Origin of the sequence: Sphingobacterium sp. UBA865, from assembly GCF_002295765.1 — a bacterium.
GTDB classification, from domain to species: domain Bacteria; phylum Bacteroidota; class Bacteroidia; order Sphingobacteriales; family Sphingobacteriaceae; genus Sphingobacterium; species Sphingobacterium multivorum.
In genome coordinates this window covers 91,650-109,627 of record NZ_DBGB01000013.1, presented here as the reverse complement: position 1 = coordinate 109,627, position 17,978 = coordinate 91,650, and the positions used below count along the sequence as shown (strand labels likewise).

17 protein-coding genes are annotated in these 17,978 nt (G+C 39.8%); 5 read left to right on the top strand and 12 right to left on the bottom strand.

The features are described from left to right. Window positions 1–70: 70 nt before the first annotated feature. The 3 genes from B2O97_RS07690 to B2O97_RS07680 form a co-directional block, all read right to left on the bottom strand. Entirely contained in the window at window positions 71–529 is a 459-nt protein-coding gene (locus B2O97_RS07690; protein WP_046673474.1) for a GyrI-like domain-containing protein, read from the bottom strand. 61 nt (window positions 530–590) lie between these two features. Continuing rightward, complete coding sequence (locus B2O97_RS07685) at window positions 591–1,448, bottom strand: DUF6265 family protein (RefSeq protein ID WP_070564001.1); 858 nt, start codon at window positions 1,446–1,448, stop codon at window positions 591–593. Window positions 1,449–1,479: 31 nt separating this feature from the next. Beyond that, window positions 1,480–2,037 (bottom strand): DUF4256 domain-containing protein, encoded by a 558-nt coding sequence (locus B2O97_RS07680; RefSeq protein WP_070564004.1) that lies wholly within the window; start codon window positions 2,035–2,037, stop codon window positions 1,480–1,482. Window positions 2,038–2,170: 133 nt separating this feature from the next. Here B2O97_RS07680 and B2O97_RS07675 point away from each other — a divergent pair, with 133 nt between their 5' ends. Further along, the gene (locus B2O97_RS07675) at window positions 2,171–3,040 is read left to right on the top strand and encodes a DUF808 domain-containing protein (RefSeq protein ID WP_070564007.1); all 870 of its coding nucleotides are present in this window, start codon (window positions 2,171–2,173) and stop codon (window positions 3,038–3,040) included. Window positions 3,041–3,115: 75 nt separating this feature from the next. Here B2O97_RS07675 and B2O97_RS07670 read toward each other — a convergent pair whose 3' ends face one another. From B2O97_RS07670 to acnA, 3 genes are all read right to left on the bottom strand, one after another. Beyond that, window positions 3,116–4,501 (bottom strand): WG repeat-containing protein, encoded by a 1,386-nt coding sequence (locus tag B2O97_RS07670; RefSeq protein ID WP_070564010.1) that lies wholly within the window; start codon window positions 4,499–4,501, stop codon window positions 3,116–3,118. 139 nt (window positions 4,502–4,640) lie between these two features. Then, window positions 4,641–5,207, bottom strand: a complete 567-nt coding sequence (locus tag B2O97_RS07665) for a pentapeptide repeat-containing protein (protein WP_070564014.1) — start codon at window positions 5,205–5,207, stop codon at window positions 4,641–4,643. A 287-nt stretch (window positions 5,208–5,494) separates the two neighbouring features. Then, window positions 5,495–8,263 (bottom strand): aconitate hydratase AcnA, encoded by a 2,769-nt coding sequence (acnA, locus tag B2O97_RS07660; RefSeq protein WP_286767214.1) that lies wholly within the window; start codon window positions 8,261–8,263, stop codon window positions 5,495–5,497. A 233-nt stretch (window positions 8,264–8,496) separates the two neighbouring features. Here acnA and B2O97_RS07655 point away from each other — a divergent pair, with 233 nt between their 5' ends. The 4 genes from B2O97_RS07655 to B2O97_RS07640 all read left to right on the top strand — a co-directional run bounded on the left by B2O97_RS07655 (window position 8,497) and on the right by B2O97_RS07640 (window position 12,461). Next, a complete protein-coding gene (locus B2O97_RS07655; RefSeq protein WP_070564020.1) occupies window positions 8,497–9,027 on the top strand; it encodes a TlpA family protein disulfide reductase in 531 nt (176 codons plus the stop codon). A 113-nt stretch (window positions 9,028–9,140) separates the two neighbouring features. Next, entirely contained in the window at window positions 9,141–10,082 is a 942-nt protein-coding gene (gene metA, locus B2O97_RS07650) for a homoserine O-acetyltransferase MetA (protein ID WP_070564023.1), read from the top strand. Window positions 10,083–10,142: 60 nt separating this feature from the next. Continuing rightward, window positions 10,143–10,352 carry a hypothetical protein gene (locus B2O97_RS07645; protein WP_286767213.1) on the top strand — a complete coding sequence of 70 codons (210 nt, stop codon included), beginning with the start codon at window positions 10,143–10,145 and terminating at the stop codon, window positions 10,350–10,352. Between the two features lie 105 nt (window positions 10,353–10,457). Next, a complete protein-coding gene (locus B2O97_RS07640; RefSeq protein ID WP_046673331.1) occupies window positions 10,458–12,461 on the top strand; it encodes a M13 family metallopeptidase in 2,004 nt (667 codons plus the stop codon). Window positions 12,462–12,536: 75 nt separating this feature from the next. On the opposite strand, the gene B2O97_RS07635 is transcribed toward B2O97_RS07640, so the two are convergent. The 6 genes from B2O97_RS07635 to B2O97_RS07610 all read right to left on the bottom strand — a co-directional run bounded on the left by B2O97_RS07635 (window position 12,537) and on the right by B2O97_RS07610 (window position 17,963). Further along, the gene (locus B2O97_RS07635) at window positions 12,537–13,751 is read right to left on the bottom strand and encodes an MFS transporter (RefSeq protein ID WP_070564026.1); all 1,215 of its coding nucleotides are present in this window, start codon (window positions 13,749–13,751) and stop codon (window positions 12,537–12,539) included. 121 nt (window positions 13,752–13,872) lie between these two features. Next, window positions 13,873–14,832, bottom strand: coding sequence for a bifunctional metallophosphatase/5'-nucleotidase (locus B2O97_RS07630; RefSeq protein ID WP_286767212.1), 960 nt, complete (start codon window positions 14,830–14,832; stop codon window positions 13,873–13,875). Further along, on the bottom strand, window positions 14,810–15,571 hold the full coding sequence (locus B2O97_RS07625) for a 5'-nucleotidase C-terminal domain-containing protein (protein WP_236560201.1): 762 nt from the start codon (window positions 15,569–15,571) through the stop codon (window positions 14,810–14,812). Before B2O97_RS07625 ends, B2O97_RS07630 begins: the two co-directional genes overlap by 23 nt. A gap of 145 nt (window positions 15,572–15,716) precedes the next feature. Next, window positions 15,717–16,784, bottom strand: coding sequence for an EamA family transporter (locus B2O97_RS07620; RefSeq protein ID WP_070564029.1), 1,068 nt, complete (start codon window positions 16,782–16,784; stop codon window positions 15,717–15,719). 18 nt (window positions 16,785–16,802) lie between these two features. Beyond that, window positions 16,803–17,276: an Lrp/AsnC family transcriptional regulator gene (locus B2O97_RS07615; protein ID WP_046673335.1), complete on the bottom strand. Its 474-nt coding sequence runs from the start codon at window positions 17,274–17,276 to the stop codon at window positions 16,803–16,805. 183 nt (window positions 17,277–17,459) lie between these two features. Next, window positions 17,460–17,963 carry an FUSC family protein gene (locus tag B2O97_RS07610; protein WP_286767211.1) on the bottom strand — a complete coding sequence of 168 codons (504 nt, stop codon included), beginning with the start codon at window positions 17,961–17,963 and terminating at the stop codon, window positions 17,460–17,462. Window positions 17,964–17,978: the final 15 nt, after the last annotated feature.

The following is a 17,978-nucleotide window of genomic DNA, read 5'->3' as shown; positions in this document are numbered from 1 at the left end:
AGGTAAGGGTTATTTAGTTTAAAATAAACGATAAATACCTTAACACATACGTTTTGTTACGATAAAGACCCTAATGAATGCCTATGTATATATCCACCTTTGCATCGTGTGGGTTTTGGGCTTTTTCGCCATATATTTCGAGGTCTGCGGCATACGTTCTGGGTAAATCCGAACGCCATATCCTTTGCCAAGTTTCATAAACGATGCCATCTTCCAAATTTCCTTCTGCTGTAAAATGTCGGTAATGGTTTTCAGCGATATGAATACCGTCCAAGTCTTCGGGTAGTTCTTCAAGATTGCTGACTTTACAGCCTAATAAAGTCGTATAAGGCAATGTGTGATCTTTTTCATATTCGGTATAGATACAATAGAGTTCGCTGGATATCTTGTTGGGAATACGGCTCAACACATCTTCTTTAAAAAAGCGGGCCCAAAGTTCTGGAATGTCTTTCGCCGCCTGCCCATTTTGGTTGCTTGTACGGATGGCAAGACCTATTATACTGAATGAAGGGATTATTTTATTATTCATTTCGCTTAGTTTTCCCCAAAGTTAGATCGGCCAATGACAATCCTATGTCATGACCAAAGGGCTAATGTTGTTTTTTCCAGATTTTATCTACTTGGGACAGATATTCTGCCAAGGCAGCTGAACCATACCAGGGGTAAAACGAAGCTTCTAAGAGGCCGTTTTTTATCGCTGGATCGTTCTCTAAAATATGCTTTGCCGCATCAGTTGAAGCCATGTTATTTAAGATAAAAAGGCCCCGAAAGTTGTCGTCATTTTTTCCAAATGGGCCAGCAACAATCAATTGCCCATTTTTTACGAGACGATTGATATTTTCCATGTGACCTTTGAAACATTCATTAATGAATTGTTTGTCTGTTGTTTTATTCTCGCCAGTTTTGAGGAGGACAAAGATGTAGGATTTCATTCCATAATCATCAGCCCCCAATTTTTTTGCGAGCTCTTGATCGTAATTTGGGTTTCCTTCAGTCGTGGTCGGTGCAATTCTGCTCGCATAAAAAGACCTGGCTCTTCCCGATTTTCCTTCCACTACAATGTGAAGTCGGTTTGTGGCGACTGGTGTGTACCGAATGTAATTGGGGAAATCATGGGCCTCATTGATAAACGTATAGGTACTATCCTGATAACTTAGCTCAAAATTGACTTCTTTTCCATGGTTTTGTCCGATGACCAGTGCTGTGTATACAACTTTATCCTTTATTTTGGTCAATTTTAGGTATTCACTGACGATCTTTTGCCCATTTTTCAACGTATAGGAAAGTCCCTTTAATTCGTGTTCATTTATACGATCCCATTGTTCGTATTGCTCTTTATTGTCCACCTTCCATGTCCCTTCCAAGAACGATGGAAAAGATACTTGTGAAAAAAGCGGTTGGGCAGCTCCCCAGCAAAAGAGCAGGGTGGCTATTACAATTGTTTTCATATAGGTTTTAAATTTTGAAGGTTAGGGACTTTTAAAGAAAAAGTATGCAGCGAAATCCACGTGCGGCATAATAGGAGATTGCGCCATTATGATAGGTAAAGACTTGGTTGTAACGTCGGTCACAGAATAAGGCACCTCCAAGCTTGCGGATGGCATCTGGTGTTTGTATCCAGCTGGAAGTTTTTAAATCAAATTCACCTAATTGTTGAAGTTGGCGATATTGTTCTTCATTTAGTAGCTCAGTCCCCATTTTCTTAGCTTCTTCCACAGCATTCCCAATAGGCTTGTTTTCTTTCCTTTCATCCATGGCTCTTTGGTCAAAACAGAGGCTTCTTCTTCCTTTGGGACTTTCTTCAGCACAATCCACAAAAGCATACTGTTCTTTGTTTGCATCAATCAGAATAAGGTCGGGTTCGCCAGCGCTCTTTTCCATTTGGAACAAGCTCCACAATTTCTTGGGATTTTCAAGTAATTTATGCGCAACATCATCCCAACTGATCTGTGGATGTCTTTTAGGAAATTTCTGAAACCTTTGTTTTAGTGTTTCAAGTAGCATTGACTGTTCCTGCAGTGTAAGTGAATTTTTCATAACGGTTGTCCTTGTGGTATTAAAATTACGTATTTAAATCAAATGTAATGTAGCTTAATATTACAAATGGATTAAATTCTTTAGTTCAAAATTGAATTAAATTTATATTTTTACGTTCAATTTTTATATAAATATGGCTTCAGGAATATTTGCAATACTAGATGATATTGCAGCGTTGATGGATGATGTAGCAGTGGCGAGCAAAATCGCAACAAAAAAAACTGCTGGAATCTTAGGTGACGATTTAGCGGTAAATGCAGAGAAAGCGACTGGTTTTTTGGCTTCACGTGAGCTCCCAGTTTTATGGGCAATTACAAAGGGTTCGCTGCTCAATAAGTTGATCATTGTACCTATTGCTTTATTACTGAACGTCTTTTTTCCAATTGCCATCAAATATATTTTAATTTTGGGTGGTTTCTACCTTGCTTTTGAAGGTGTTGAAAAGATTATTGAATACCTGTTTCACCGCAAACATGCTACAGAAGAAACGAAAGTAGAGACTGTCGTTGCTGAAAACTCAGTTGCTGTTGAAAAAGCGAAGGTAAAATCGGCTATCACGACAGATTTTATTCTTTCCGTGGAGATCGTCATTATCGCTTTAGGAACAGTTCTTGGAAAAAGCTTGTCCTTACAAATTATTACGGTTTCGCTTGTTGCTTTTTTAGCCACAGTTGGAGTCTATGGTATTGTGGCACTTATCGTTCGGATGGACGATGCGGGTTATAAATTGATTAAAACCTCCCGTGAGAAAGGCCCTGTAGCGAGTTTAGGTCGTTTTTTAGTCCGCGCACTGCCTTTTGTTATCAAGTTATTGGCTGTGGTTGGTACATTTGCTTTAATTTTAGTTTCAGGCGGAATATTTGCGCATTATATTGATTTCTTACATCACGCGCTACCCGCTCTGCCAAGCATGCTAAAAGAGCTGTTATTTGGCCTAGGTGGAGGCATAATTGTGGTGATTTTATTTACGATCGGCAAAATGCTGTTTAAAAAGAAAAAATAACCTTATACTGATCATTGATGATCAGCAACCAAAAAGGCAACAGATAGATCTGTTGCCTTTTTTGGTTGCTGATGTTTAAATTATATCTGTTGCCTCTGCCGCAGCATCTATTTCCACACGTTCGCCTTTTGTATTAATCAAAATTACATCGTCCGAATCCGCTAATGAAACAGAAGCCACGCCATCGCTGAACGAGGTAGCTCCACTGTATATAAATGGTATTGCAACTTTTCCCTGACCATCTAAATACCCATACTTTCCACCTTTGCTTGCAAGGAAAAGATTGGGTTCTTCGGTAATTGAAATCAAATCGTAGTCGGGCGCAACGATTTTATTGGTCTTAATATCAGTAAGATTATACTTGTCGTTTTCAATGCTGACGAAATGCGTTGCATTGTTTTCAGAAATAAAGCTATACGTTGCCGGGACAATTATTTTACCCGCTTGATTCAATATGCCATATTTATCTTTCACTTGAAATACAGCATAGCCCCCGTTAATGAATGATATCATATCATAATTTGCTGGGATCAAAATTTTACCAGACTTATCCATGACCCCATATTTTTCGTTTAGTCCAAAAACCAGTTGGCCAAGATGGTCATCGTAACCTAAATAATCGTATCGGAAGGGGAGGATTGGTTTACCGGTGAGATTAATGGCACCATATTTTTCATCTTTATATTGAACTATACTCAGGTCGCCAACAAATGGAGCAATGTAAAGGTATTGTGCTGGCACAATTGTTTTTTCATCGCCGTCTTTTACCCCCAAAAGGCTAGTTGCAGCATCTTCAAATAAATAGAGATTTTCAGCAATCTGGTTGCTATCTTCCGCATCCTCTTCGTCATCATAAATGGATGCTACTTGTTCATAATCCTCAGGTACAATAAAATCCTTTTCGTCCAGTTGGCTATCGGTGATGTTCTGCGCAATCATATTCATGCCAAGCGGTGTTGTTAGCTGCAGCACAGCCCCAGGTATTTTTTTGAACAGATCAAAGCCCTCCCAATAGGCGACTGGCAGTTTATCGCTATACCAAATCGATAGGGTACTGTTTTCCGCGTTATCTTCCGAAATAGGAATTTCTACCTGCGCTAGTTTGCAGGGATAACCAGCGATCATTTTCGTCTGGTTTGGGACGAGTTTGATCGCATGTGAGCTAAGCTCATTTTCTTTCACGACATATTTTGCCAGTCCTGGGTATAATATAACCGATTGCTCTTCATTTTTTTTAACGAGAAAGATGGACTCTTCGCCGTCTCCGGAAGCCGATACAACTTTTATTTTATCATTGTTAACATAAGCTTCGTAGACAGAAACTGGAGCTGCTTGCGCTTCTTCGCTGGGATCGACGGAATAGGTAATGGCATAGTTGATCTTGAATGCTTTATTGATTTGTGCAAACGACATGCTGCTGGCCGCCAAGATAGCTACGAACGATAGGGATATTTTTTTCATCTTCTTAAACTTTGAAAGACAAATATCCTGATTCAATGTAAGGTGTTATATCCCTGAAATCCGTTATTTAATGATAAATCGAAATCGAGCCGATCTCATGCAACGATCTTCAGGCCCTTATCAAACCCCATTCTGAGATTTAATCGATGGCCAACTGATATTTAAGCAATAGTCCAGGCAGCTGTTCCCGACCAAATTTACTTTTTTTCATGCGATTGGCCTCGGGATCGAGCTGGATGTTGATGGAGGACCGAAAATCACAGCCTTCGAGATTGCTTTGTATAAAACGGGCATTTAACAAATTCGCTTTTCTAAACACCGCCTGTTGCAGATTAGCTCGTTCAAAATCCACATGTTGCAACGAACAGTGATCAAACTGAAATTTCTTTATATTTCGTTCAAAAAAAGAGGAGTAATCCAATACCGAGTTGCTGAAATTAACATGAAAGGAAAATGAACTACATTCATTAAAGTGTATACCTAGCATTTTGCAGTCATTAAAGACAACATGATCTAGTTGTGTGCCCTTCAGACTGACGTTGGAAAGATTACACGATTTAAATTCACAATTTGTGAAAATGAGGTCTAACAGTTCCGCGCTCTGAAAATCACATTGCTCAAAGGTGCATTTGTAGAATTCCTGAACTTGTTTCAGTTCAGGAGTCCATGTTTGTTTCGTGATTGTTTGTTCGATAAGTTCTTTCATTCTGTATGCTGTTGGCATTGATCTTAGCGAAAATAAACAATTCTCCCGAATGATTTTACTTTAAAATGAAGTGAATGCGCTACATCCGATTATATGCAAAATACCTGATTTCAGGGATAAAAAGGGTAATTTTTTCCAACTATATTTGGCATAGCCATAAAACATAATTCTGGGGGCAAGACTGAAGTATTGTAGAACTCTGGTAGGTTTTAATATAGTTGTTAAAGGGCACTCTATAGAGTGCCCTTTACTTTTTTAGCTATTTCGATTCTTCAATTTGCCGAATATTAGTTGTTTTTTAAATATTGCCGTAGCACATATTGCAGAATACCGTCATTCTTAAAATACTCGATTTCAATGGCAGAATCGAGTCTTGCTTTCACTTGAAATGTGGTTGTTTTTCCATTGTCATGCACCGCCTTTACCGAGAGGAGTTTATGGGGTGTTAAATCGTTCGCAAGTCCCGTGATGCTATAGACTTCTGTTCCATCTAGTCCTAATTTCTCTGCATTTTCGTCATTGATAAACACAAGTGGTGCTACCCCCATACCGACAAGATTACTTCGGTGAATACGCTCAAAACTTTCAGCAATAACCGCCCGTACGCCGAGCAGGAATGTTCCCTTTGCAGCCCAATCTCTTGAGGAGCCCGAACCATACTCTTTTCCTGCCAGCACAATGAGTGCAGTGTTGTTTTTTCGATATTCCATTGCGGTTTCATATACCGTCTTCACCTCATTGCTTGGGAAATAACGGCTAAATCCACCTTCACGATCAGTAATTTTGTTTTTAATACGCACATTGGCAAATGTTCCACGCATCATAACTTCGTGGTTCCCACGTCTAGATCCATACGAATTAAAATCTTCTTTACTTACCTGATGTGCGCTGAGGTATTGCCCAGCCGCAGTTTCTTCTTTGAATGACCCTGCAGGTGAGATATGATCCGTTGTAACCGAATCACCAAGATAAAGTAACACCCTTGCCTTTTGGATGTCTTGTATCGGATTTGGTACAGCCTGTAAATTTTCAAAAAAAGGTGATTCTTTAATGTAGGTAGACGTGTTGTCCCACTGGTAATTTTGATCCAGATTCACTTCAAGTTCTTGCCAGTCTGTTGAACCATCGAAGATGACATCATAAACTTCTTGAAAATCCGATTGTTTGACGCAGGCATTGACGGTTTCCATAATATCCTCGCGGCTCGGCCAAATATCTTTCAGATATACGGGCTCACCATTCGGGTCGTAGTCGAGCGGCTCCTCCAAAAGATTAATATCAACTCTTCCGACTAACGCATAGGCAACAACAAGCATCGGCGACATTAAAAAGTTCATTTTTACCTGAGGATGCACACGCGCCTCAAAATTTCGGTTACCAGACAATACCGATGCGACAATGAGTTCACCTTTTTCCACTGCCTCTGCTATTTGTGGTGGAAGAGGACCCGAGTTTCCAATACAGGAGGTACAACCGTAACCCACCGTGTGAAAACGCAGGGCATCGAGATCAGCACTAAGTCCTGATCTTTCAAGGTATTGTGTAACGACTTTTGAACCAGGGGCTAAGGAGGTCTTTACCCAGGATTTGGTCCGCAGTCCACGCTCGATAGCGTTACGGGCCAATAATCCTGCGCCGATCATCACAGTAGGGTTCGACGTATTGGTACAGCTTGTTATGGCGGCAATGGCAATACTGCCATCACTGACAATATATTCTTTATGATTGTGCTTGATGCGCACAGCATGAATAGACTCTTGGATAACTTCATGCGGTGAATCATGTTCAATAGGTACCTTACCAAAGGTAAACTCCGTACCAGACCCGCCGTCGGCAAGCCAAGCAGATTCCGATCGCTGTAGAACAGGGATATACTGTCGATGGTGTTCGCTATCCAAGAGATGTGAAAATGTAGTTTTTAGATCTTTCACAAGAATTTTATCCTGAGGTCGCTTAGGGCCGGATACAGTTGGCTCCAGACTTGATAAATTGAATTCAACAACCGACGAATATTGAATTTCTTCCTTGCCTGTCCGCCAAAGTAAATTGCTTTTACAATAATCTTCAACAATTTTAATCTGTTCGGCACTTCGATTGGTGCTATGCATGTATTCAAGGGTTCGGTCATCGATCGGAAAATAGGTAACCGTACAGCCGAATTCTGGTGACATATTGGATATTGTCGCACGATCTGTCACCGAAAGGCTGTCCAATCCATCGCCAAATACTTCAACAAATTTGCCCACAACACCTGTATCACGAAGTATTTTTGTGATGGAAAGAACCATGTCCGTCGCGGTGCATGTCGCTGGTATTTTGCCCGTAAGTTTAAGGCCGATAACCTCGGGGCAGGTGAAAAAGATGGGTTGTCCAAGCATGGCTGCCTCGGCCTCAATACCACCAACTCCCCAACCTAATACACCAATACCATTGACCATTGGTGTATGCGAATCTGTCCCTACTAATGTGTCAGGAAAAAGCCAATTGTCACGTTCAATGACTCCTTTGGCAAGATATTCCAAGTTGACCTGATGGCAGATACCCATACCTGGGGGAACAACGGTAAAATTTTTTAATCCTTTCTGTGCCCATTTAAGGAGTTCATAACGCTCACGGTTGCGTTCATATTCCAACTCGACATTCTTGTCATACGAGTACTGTGTACCAAAGTAGTCGACCTGAACGGAATGATCAATGACCAGATCCACCGGGATAGCAGGATTTATTTTTTGTCCATCCTTGCCATGACGGATAAATTCGGCACGTAGTGATGCCATATCGACTACAGCAGGTACTCCGGTGAAATCCTGCATTAAAATTCTGGCCGGTTTGAAGGGGATATCTTTGTCAACAGGTTGTGGAGTCCAATGAATCAGGGTATTGACATGCTCGTCTGTGATACTGAATCCATCATGGTTTCGCAATACATTTTCCAGTAGTATCCGGATGCTGAACGGTAGGTGCATAACATTACCTTGAGGGAGATCTTTAATAGAACTATACTGGTAAACTTTGCCGTTAATTTCAATTTCTTGTATTGATTTCTCTTTGCTCATATTCATTTACTTATTTTCATACTATATAATATACATATCCCTAAATTTGTTTGTAATATCTTTTACACTTACCTTTTCGCTTTCGTATTCTAACACCGAATTTTAAACCTCCATTGCCGCTGAAAAATCCGTTAAAAAAACGCGTGAAAAAATTCGATTAATTTTCTGCTATAAAAGCAATCAAATTAGGATACAAACGTTATGGTAATGTTTAAGCTTAGTTAAAGTGTTATATGACAAAAAAAGTAAATTATAGTCTCCTTTTATTGGTTAGTTTGTTGTTTTGCAATCCATTTTTGGTTAAAGCAAGCAAGCATTGTGTGGTCGAGGAGGAGAATAAGAGCAGAACCGAAGGATACAATCTTAGTTTTAGGGACAGTAAAAACAATATATTGAGCCTAAACCAGCTCAAAGGAAAAGTTGTGGTTATTAATTTATGGGCGACATGGTGTCCACCATGTCTTGCTGAGATGCCTTCCTTGGATCAACTCTATAAGGACTTTAAGGGCAACGATGCTATTGTTATTTTGGCTGTCGATATCGATGGAAATCTTAGCGCTTCGCGGAAGTTTATGGCGAAAAGAAAATATAGTCTACCGGTCTATCAATTAAATTCGGCTTTACCCAAAGAATTGAGTACCACAAGCATACCAACAACGATTATTTTGGATAAGGCTGGTAAGCTGGTCATTAAACACGTAGGTGGAATGAACTTTGGGTCGCAGAAATTCAGAAAATCCCTATTGGATTTAAGCAAGGAATAGCTTTTGGTCTTGGAGACTATAACAATATAATGGAAGATAATTTATGTTTCATTTAGCATTTATGGCATTTTCTTGCTAATTTTGCATGCTAATTGTATAAGGAGAAATTATCTATGCCGGTCAAACTTCCTAATAACCTTCCTGCCATTGAGCTGTTGAAAAAGGAGAATATATTTGTCATGAGTGATTTAAGAGCAAATGAGCAGGATATCAGACCGCTTCGTGTTTTGGTACTGAACTTAATGCCGCTTAAAATTACGACAGAGACAGATTTTATTCGTTTGCTGTCAAATAATCCTTTGCAGGTGGAAATGGAATTTTTGCGACTTGAAACGCATGTTTCAAAGAATACCCCCGAAGAGCATTTGGAAATGTTTTACAAGAGCTTGACCGAGGTTAAGGAGAATTTCTACGACGGAATGATTATTACGGGGGCTCCAGTTGAAATGGTTGCTTTTGAGGAAGTGACCTACTGGGATGAAATTCAGACCATCTTCGACTGGGCAAGGACCCATGTAACATCAAGTTTGTATATCTGTTGGGCGTCTCAAGCTGCATTGTATCATTTCTATGGTGTAGAGAAGAAGCCATTAACGGAAAAACTTTTTGGTGTATTTAAGCACACTGCGTTAAACAAAAGACATCCTTTATTCCGTGGATTTGACGATGAGTTCTTTATACCGCACAGCCGCCATACAACAATTGAGAAGGATGATCTCCTGGTAAAAGAGGGTTTAGAAATTCTTTCAGAATCGCCAGAAGCCGGTATTGCTATCGTTTCTTCACGCGGGGGACGCGAGTTTTATTTGACGGGACATTCAGAATATGCTCCTTTTACACTGGATGAAGAGTATAAAAGAGACTTAGAAAAAGGGCAGGAGATTGCTAAGCCGGCAAATTATTATGTTGATGACAACCCCGAAAATCGCCCTCTGGTGCGCTGGACAAGTCATGCGAATCTTCTTTTCAATAATTGGTTGAATTACTTTGTGTATCAAGAAACTCCTTTTGATCTAAAAGACGTGGTTTATTTAGGCGAAATCAAACAAGGATAATTTAATTCCTTCAAACAAAAACAGCTAAAAGAGTATTCTATTCATATGAATTGATTAAATATGAAAAAGACTGCTTTAATAGTTTGTCCTGTTTTTTCAGTTTTTTTATTGAAAGCACAGATTACCCTGGAAGAGAATCAAAAGCTTAAAGAAGCGAATGGGACGTTATGGTATGCTAATCCGTGGATTTGGATTGCCGGTGTCGCACTGTTTCTATTGATTTTTATCCTTGTACTACGTAAATCAACACGCAATAAAACCAAGACTTAATTATCCCCATTAATTTTAGTTGCGATTAGAATCCCAATTGTTGCATTAACAATAGAAGAACTTTGCTTAAGTTTGTGTATAGCGATAGACAAACTAAATTTTTATATGAAGAAAAATCTACTTTTAGCAGCTTTGTTGACCTGCGGCTCATTGGCGGGCCAAGCGCAAAACAACGCAATCAATGTGAGTTACATGGACAAGAGTGTTCGTCCTCAAGATGACTTTTATAATTTTGTGAATGGACACTGGATGAAAACAGTCAAAATACCCTCTGATAAAGCACGTTGGGGTTCTTTCGACGAATTGCGTGAAAACACCGATATTGCTACGTTGAAGGTCTTGCAAGAATCGCTAACTGGACAATTCCAAAAGGGTACAGACAATCAGAAAATAGGTGATTTGTATAAATCATTTGTGGATATGAAAACACGTAATAAACTTGGTTTAGAACCTGTTAAACCTTATCTTGCTAAAATTGCAGCAATTAAAAATTTTGATGATTTATACAACTATCTTGTTGAGGTAGCACCGATTGGTGGAAATCCTTTTTTTAGTGGCTATGTATATGCGCATCTTAAAAATTCCGATGTTAATACAGTATACCTCGGCGGAGGAAGTCTGGGGCTTGGACGTTCTTATTATCAAGTAAAAGATAAGAAGAACGAAGAAACGTTAACGGATTATTCAAATTATATTTCTGCACTTTATGCTAAATCAGGCCAAATTACGAAGGATTTAAAAGGTCCAAAAATTGTCGCCTTTGAAAAGCAGCTGGCGGCAAACCTTAAAACCGTTGAGCAATCACGCGATGCAAATGGGCGATATAATCCGATCGCTGTAGCCGATCTAAAAAAGATTGTGAAAAACGTCGATATTGCAAAGTACCTAAAGGATGTCGGTTTTAAGGCTGATACTGTTATTGTACCGGAAATAAAGTATTACGAAAATTTGGATCGGGTTTTCAACCCTGAAAATCTACCGGTGATCAAAGAGCTATTGACATTTCATATTTTAAATAATGCAGCGTCATATACTACACAGGAGTTAAATGATCTGTATTTTGATTTCTGGGGTCGTAAGTTAAAAGGACAAAAGGAGCAGCGTGCTCTGGACAAGCGCGGTGTGGAATTTGTCAATTCGATCGCAGGTGAGTTATTAGGGAAATTGTATGTGAAAGAAAACTTCCCTCCAAAGGCCAAAGCTGAAGCGGAAGAGCTTGTAAGCTACCTCGTTAAATCTTTCGGGCAGCATATCAAGGGATTGACTTGGATGTCGGATGAAACGAAAGTAAAGGCATTGGACAAACTGACTAAGTTTAAAGTTAAAATTGGTTACCCGGATAAATGGAAAGATTTTAGCAAACTTGATGTTGGGACATCGTTGTATGAAAATGTATTAGCTTCGAGTAAATGGGCATTTTACCAGAATTTGGCGAAACAAGATAAGCCAGTGGACAAATCTGAATGGGGGATGACTCCACAGACTGTGAACGCTTACTATAGTCCACTGTTTAATGAGATTGTCTTTCCAGCAGCGATTCTTCAGCCGCCATTCTATGATTATAAAGCTGATGCTGCAGTTAATTTCGGCGGTATTGGTGCGGTAATTGGTCACGAACTTTCGCACGGATTTGACGACCAGGGTGCGAAATACGATGGGAATGGAAACCTGAACAATTGGTGGAGCGACAGTGATAAGGCGAAATTTGAAGCAGCAGCTGATGCTTTGGTACGTCAGTTTGAGTCCTACGAACCTGTACCAGGTGTTTTTGTGAACGGTCGCTTTACATTAGGGGAGAATATTGGGGATTTAGGTGGCTCATCAGTGGCTTTTGATGCATTGCAACTCTATCTGAACGATAAGGGAAATCCTGGTTTAATAGATGGTTTTACACAGGACCAGCGCTTTTTCCTTTCCTGGGCAACGATTTGGAGAACGAAAACTACCGATGAGTTTGTGGTCAATCAAGTAAAAACTGATCCACATTCTCCAGCACAGTACCGTGCTTTTGCCCCAATCATTAACCTAGATGCTTTCCATAAGGCTTGGGATACAAAGAACGGCGACAAAATGTTTGTTCCGGTCGATAAACGTATCAAAATTTGGTAGGTTTCAGGCATGTTTAATGAAAAACGGGTGTATCTCACATGAGCATACACCCGTTTTTCATTTCTCAAGTGTAGGTTACTTCATCCATCTCAGAACCAAGTAGAATCCGATCGCCGTAGCAGATAAGGTTAATGCGGTTGCCCACCATAAGGTTGTAAAACCGAAGGAATCGACAATGCTAGTCCCTAAAAGCGGCGAAAATATATTTGCAGCTGAAAATGCCAACGAATTGAACCCCATGTATGCTCCTTGTGTTTTAGGTGTCGAACGGTTAACAGAAACCGTTGCCATAAATGGTAGTGTCAGCATCTCGCCAAGGCCGAAGATAAAGAATGTGAAATATAACCACCCGAGTCCACCTGAAAAATTTAACATGGCATAAGAGCTGGCACATAAAAATGTTCCAAAGACGAGCGTGCTTATAAGCGAGAATCTTTTTTCAGCTATATGGACAATGAACATCTCCAGTAATACGATAACGAATCCACTCCAGCCGAGTAGAAATCCGATTTGGTGATCATTCAAATGGTGAACTTCTCGGTAGAAAATAGGTAACGTTGTGATCAACTGAAAGAAACAGAATGAGAAAATGCAACAAAAGATATTGAATAAGACAAAAGGCAGGTCGGTATAGGGATTTCGTGTCTTTTGAGGTAATTCGTTTTCAGCAGTAATCTCTTTTGTAGATTTAATATCGCTTCTTTTTTCTCGTTTATGAAAAAAGACAAAGAAAATCACTGCAGCGCAAAGGACGGCAAAAGAATTTCCATAAAAGATCCAATTGAATGAGATGGTGGCCAAAAATCCAGCCACCGCCGGGCCGATTGAAAATCCCAGATTTATGGCAAGACGATTCAATGAAAAGGCGCGCGTGATATTTTCGGGTTTAGCGTAACTTGCCACTGACACGGAGTTTGCAGGTCTGAAGGCATCAAAGATTAAGCTTAACGTAAAAATCATGATGGATAAGGACTGTACCTCTTTGAAATGTGGGATCAGTAAGAATAAAGGGGCCGCCAATACCAGACTTCCGAACTGAACCTTGAAGCTGCCAATCCGGTCAGTCAGCCAGCCACCAATATAGGAACCACAAACGGAGCCGAATCCATAACTCATCAATACCACACCGACCTGTTTAATGTCAAAATGTAGAACCTGGGTCATGTAGAGGCCAAGAAAGGGAATCACCATACTTCCCATTCTATTAATGAGCATCACTATGGCAAGTAGCCATGCGGCTTGAGACAGTCCCTTAAAGGAGTCGAGGTAAATCGATAAAATTCTTTTCATTGAATGACGAATCAGCGTGTATAGACCGTATAAGTTTTTACTTCATACGTCTTCTTATAGTATTGGTAAAAAAAATGCCAAATTGATTAGTCAACTTGGCATTTGTTAAAATTAGATTATATTATGCCAACATGGACTCCGGAATTGTCGGATTGACCTGATAGGTACTTGCGACCATTTGTTTCTTGTCAGACCCTGGTTCCATAATAAAGTCAATACGTCCTAGATTAATTCCAGCAAAACCGACTTGATTCACAACGGTCTTTGTTCCTTTTAAATTTGTAACCAGTGTTGGTTCATTTAAGAAGGTGTGCGTATGTCCTCCGATAATGAGATCAATGTCTGAGGTTTTGGCGGCAAGGATCAGATCCGACACCTTGTCGTTTTCATATTGATAGCCCAAATGCGATAAACAGATGACCAAATCACATTTGTGTTTTTCTTTCAATGTGCGGACCACCTTGTTGGAAACTTCAATAGGATCCAAATATTTCATTCCCCTGAAGTTATTGGGGTCAACCAATCCCTCAATATCTACCCCTAGTCCAAACACGCCTATTTTTATTCCACCTTTATGGAATATGGTATAATCTTGGGTTCTGCCCTCCAATACGGTTCCTTTGAAGTCGTAATTTGCCGTTAAGAACGGAAATTTAGCGTGATCCAGGTACTTTAAAAGACCGTCAAGACCATTGTCAAATTCATGATTTCCAAATGTCCCGGCATCATAACCTAACTTTGTCATGAGGTCAAGTTCAAGTTTTCCTCCAAAAAGATTAAAATAGGGGGTACCTTGAAACATATCGCCTGCATCGAGTAATAGAAGATGTTCTTCTTCTTTGCGGATTTTATTGATCAGTGTACTTCGGCGCGCAACACCAGCCAATCCCTGATATTTCCCGCCGTCCATTGGAAACGGTTCAATACGGCTATGAACATCGTTGGTATGTAAAATTGTAAGTTTTACCTTTTTGCTCTTCGCGTCGACTTGAAAAGGAAGTGATCCCAAAGCAACTGCAGCAGAAAATCCACCAACTTGCTTGATAAAAGATCTTCGGTTAATTGATTTTAATTCTTCCATCTAATTCTGCATTTACTTTTTTGCCTTCTTTTGTTAATTCGCTCACATATTCAATCAAACCTTCACGCATGCGTTGCGGATAATTAGCCCGGGATACAGGTTGTGTCAACAGGCTGAGGTTGTCACCACCATTGGCAAGATAATCATAGGTCACTAATTTATATAACTTATTGTCTTCAATAGCTTGACCTTTGATCTTTATGTCCTGAGCTTTGTTGCCCGTAATTGTCAACGTCATTCCGGCTATAGGTTGTCCATGTGTTGTAGCAATATAGTCAGCCAACTGACGAATCTGACTACCTTTGAGCTCGAGTATCGTCAATGTGTTCTCAAAGGGCATAACCTCAAAAATATGTCCTACTGTAATATCGCCTGCTTTAAGATCATTTCGGATACCACCTTTTGTTGCGAACGCCAAATCCGCGGGGTTATGGGCATTGTGTTCACTCATCCACAACAAGGCTTCACAAAAAAAATTGCCCATTAATGTTTCCGCTGTTTTCTCTTTTGTCAATGCCTTGTCCGCATGTCCAATCACACGATTCATCTCCGCTTCCATTTTGTGTTTGAAGGGTTCGTAGATTGACACGACTGCAGGATCAGCTTGCATATCGCTATTGATATGATATTGTTGGAAATCTTTTTGCGTTGGATGGAGTTGTTTTGTACAACCTGTAATCATCAAAAGCGAAGCGACACCAAGGCTACCAATAAAGGCAATTTGCTTCGAAATATTCATTCTTTTTAATTTAACCAAATAGTACGCAAAGTTAGCCAATTATATATGAACAAATCTTATCCAATGTTAGCTAATTTTTAAAAACAACAAAAGCTTAACATTGTTACACGTTAAGCTTTGCCCATATAATTAGAAAAATAACAACCTAATGAACTAATTCCGTCTCAGGAATATGTTTGTTGTCCGTTTGGGGATCCGCTGCTATCAAACGCTCTAAACTATTCTCCTGCTGAAGGATCTTTTTCCTTTTGCTGCGCGAGGACAGCTTGGTACGATATGCTTTCCAGTTCATTAATAGGACCGAGAATAGAATAACCGCTAGTCCAACAATTTGCAATGAGGTCACCACATGCGAAGTAAAAAAATGACTTAATATAAGTGCAATAATTGGGTTCACATAAGCATAGGTACTTACTTCCATTGCTGGACGTACCTGCAATAACCAAATATACGAGCTAAAAGCAAGGATGGAACCAAATGTGATTAAATACCCCAAGTTAAACCAGTCAATAGGTGCTACACTGCTCAGTGTAAATGATGCATATTCACCGGTAAATAGCGCCGTGATATTAAAGAGAACACCTGCGGTAACCATTTGCCAAGCAGTCTTCACCATAACATGCAGGTCCTCTTTTTCTTCTTTTTCGGATTTTTTAAAATACTTGGAAATCAATGAACCTACAGTCCAAGCGATAGAACCCAATACCAAAATAGATAGGGCAATTACCTTAAGCGTACCGTCTGTATGATCATTGGTCGCCATGATCTGTTCAGCGAAAAGCATCACAACACCACAGAAACCTAATGCTACACCAGCAACCGTGCTAATGCTGCTAAAGTTTTCTTTCCACTTGGGTTTATCCAATAAAATAAACCAGATTGCAGCGGCTGCGGCAATAATAGCGGCAACACCACCAGACACATATTGCTCGGCCCAGATAACCCCGGCCATATCGACAAAGAGCAATAAAAAACCTACGATTGCGGCCTCTTGAATAGAACGCTTGTTAAATAATCTATACCCTTTTATAGCACAATATGTCATTAGAATTGCACTGGCTGCAACAAATCGAAACGAACCCAAAATAAATGGGGGGAAACTATGCAACGCTTTTTCTATAAAGAAAAAGGTTGAGCCCCATACCACATAAATAATGAAATAAGCAACTACAACCATTAATGGGCTAGCAGCCTTTTTTTGTCCTTGCAACATGATTAAACCTCCTTTCTATTACTCAGGTATGACAACCTGCTGATCTTCCTTGACAGTCTGAAGTACAATTGTTGTCCGCGTTGAAATAATACCTTCCACTTTACTTAAGGTATTTCGCATGAGATCCACTAAACCTGTAGAATCCGCAGTTCTTACTTTAATAAGGTAACCATCGTCACCTGCAATGTCGTGTACCTCTTGAACTTCAGGGATTTCCGCAAGTGCCAACCCTACACCCTGTTCGCCAATAATATCATTGGCTTTGATAAAAATAAACGATAAAAGTTTCTGATCGACCGCGGCAGGATTGATCTTGGCACTATACTTTAAAATCACATCTTTTTGCTCGAGCTTCTTTACGCGCTCGAGGATCGCCGATGGTGCCATGCCTAATTCTCTTGCGATGTCAGCATTGTTGATCCGTCCATTATCCTGCATTAGGCGCAAGATTTTATAGTCGACCTGGTCTAAATTATATTCTACTTTTGTCATTTCGACTGCAAAGGTAGGCAAAAAAGTATAAAATTCAAAATTGTATATAAAATTCTGAATATAATTCTGAGTGATCGGAAATTTGAGTGAATTTTATTCTTATTTATAAGAAAGAAATCTTGACCATTTGGGCTATGGTACTGAAGGTAAGTATATTGCCTTTTAGACAGGTAGGCGTATAACTCAACAATTGTACCTTTTTCTTAATTTCAGAATAATATTACTCGTTGACAGGATGACGCCCAATCCAATCAGACAACCTAAGCACACACAGCCAAAGCGATCCAAAGCGGCGAAGTAAGAGCGACTTTGCTGTTCGTGAAGGTAGACGATAATGAGTGCCACCATGGATGTCCTTGCCACAGCCATAATATTGAGTAGCTTGCATGTAATCAATGATGCAACAATACCGATAATCATGGCATAGAGTTGCGAAATGGGAACGAAATATAGACTGAGACCAATTGCTGATCCTATAAAGTTGGATTTAGCCCGGTCGATGGCTATTTTTTTCGACTCATTCTCTTGCGGTGAAATGACCAATATAATGGAGATTAGTGTCCAGGAAACCGAATATTGGGGAAAAGATACGAAAAAGGGATAACCTATAAGGAAGCCAATCAATACCCGGATGGTGTATATAATAAAATCAGAATGCAGCGTATAGCGAAGGAATAGATTACGCATATAAGATATGAATCG

What these genes read in the sequence shown, in the direction of transcription:
- B2O97_RS07625 (WP_236560201.1), bottom strand. Translation starts at nt 15,571, where the DNA reads ATGAATATTTCGAAGCAAATTGCCTTTATTGGTAGCCTTGGTGTCGCT.
- B2O97_RS07635 (WP_070564026.1), bottom strand. Translation starts at nt 13,751, where the DNA reads ATGAAAAGAATTTTATCGATTTACCTCGACTCCTTTAAGGGACTGTCT.
- B2O97_RS07630 (WP_286767212.1), bottom strand. Translation starts at nt 14,832, where the DNA reads ATGGAAGAATTAAAATCAATTAACCGAAGATCTTTTATCAAGCAAGTT.
- B2O97_RS07620 (WP_070564029.1), bottom strand. Translation starts at nt 16,784, where the DNA reads ATGTTGCAAGGACAAAAAAAGGCTGCTAGCCCATTAATGGTTGTAGTT.
- acnA (WP_286767214.1), bottom strand. Translation starts at nt 8,263, where the DNA reads ATGAGCAAAGAGAAATCAATACAAGAAATTGAAATTAACGGCAAAGTT.
- B2O97_RS07655 (WP_070564020.1), top strand. Translation starts at nt 8,497, where the DNA reads ATGACAAAAAAAGTAAATTATAGTCTCCTTTTATTGGTTAGTTTGTTG.
- B2O97_RS07690 (WP_046673474.1), bottom strand. Translation starts at nt 529, where the DNA reads ATGAATAATAAAATAATCCCTTCATTCAGTATAATAGGTCTTGCCATC.
- metA (WP_070564023.1), top strand. Translation starts at nt 9,141, where the DNA reads ATGCCGGTCAAACTTCCTAATAACCTTCCTGCCATTGAGCTGTTGAAA.
- B2O97_RS07670 (WP_070564010.1), bottom strand. Translation starts at nt 4,501, where the DNA reads ATGAAAAAAATATCCCTATCGTTCGTAGCTATCTTGGCGGCCAGCAGC.
- B2O97_RS07675 (WP_070564007.1), top strand. Translation starts at nt 2,171, where the DNA reads ATGGCTTCAGGAATATTTGCAATACTAGATGATATTGCAGCGTTGATG.
- B2O97_RS07615 (WP_046673335.1), bottom strand. Translation starts at nt 17,276, where the DNA reads ATGACAAAAGTAGAATATAATTTAGACCAGGTCGACTATAAAATCTTG.
- B2O97_RS07685 (WP_070564001.1), bottom strand. Translation starts at nt 1,448, where the DNA reads ATGAAAACAATTGTAATAGCCACCCTGCTCTTTTGCTGGGGAGCTGCC.
- B2O97_RS07645 (WP_286767213.1), top strand. Translation starts at nt 10,143, where the DNA reads ATGAAAAAGACTGCTTTAATAGTTTGTCCTGTTTTTTCAGTTTTTTTA.
- B2O97_RS07640 (WP_046673331.1), top strand. Translation starts at nt 10,458, where the DNA reads ATGAAGAAAAATCTACTTTTAGCAGCTTTGTTGACCTGCGGCTCATTG.
- B2O97_RS07665 (WP_070564014.1), bottom strand. Translation starts at nt 5,207, where the DNA reads ATGAAAGAACTTATCGAACAAACAATCACGAAACAAACATGGACTCCT.
- B2O97_RS07680 (WP_070564004.1), bottom strand. Translation starts at nt 2,037, where the DNA reads ATGAAAAATTCACTTACACTGCAGGAACAGTCAATGCTACTTGAAACA.
- B2O97_RS07610 (WP_286767211.1), bottom strand. Translation starts at nt 17,963, where the DNA reads ATGCGTAATCTATTCCTTCGCTATACGCTGCATTCTGATTTTATTATA.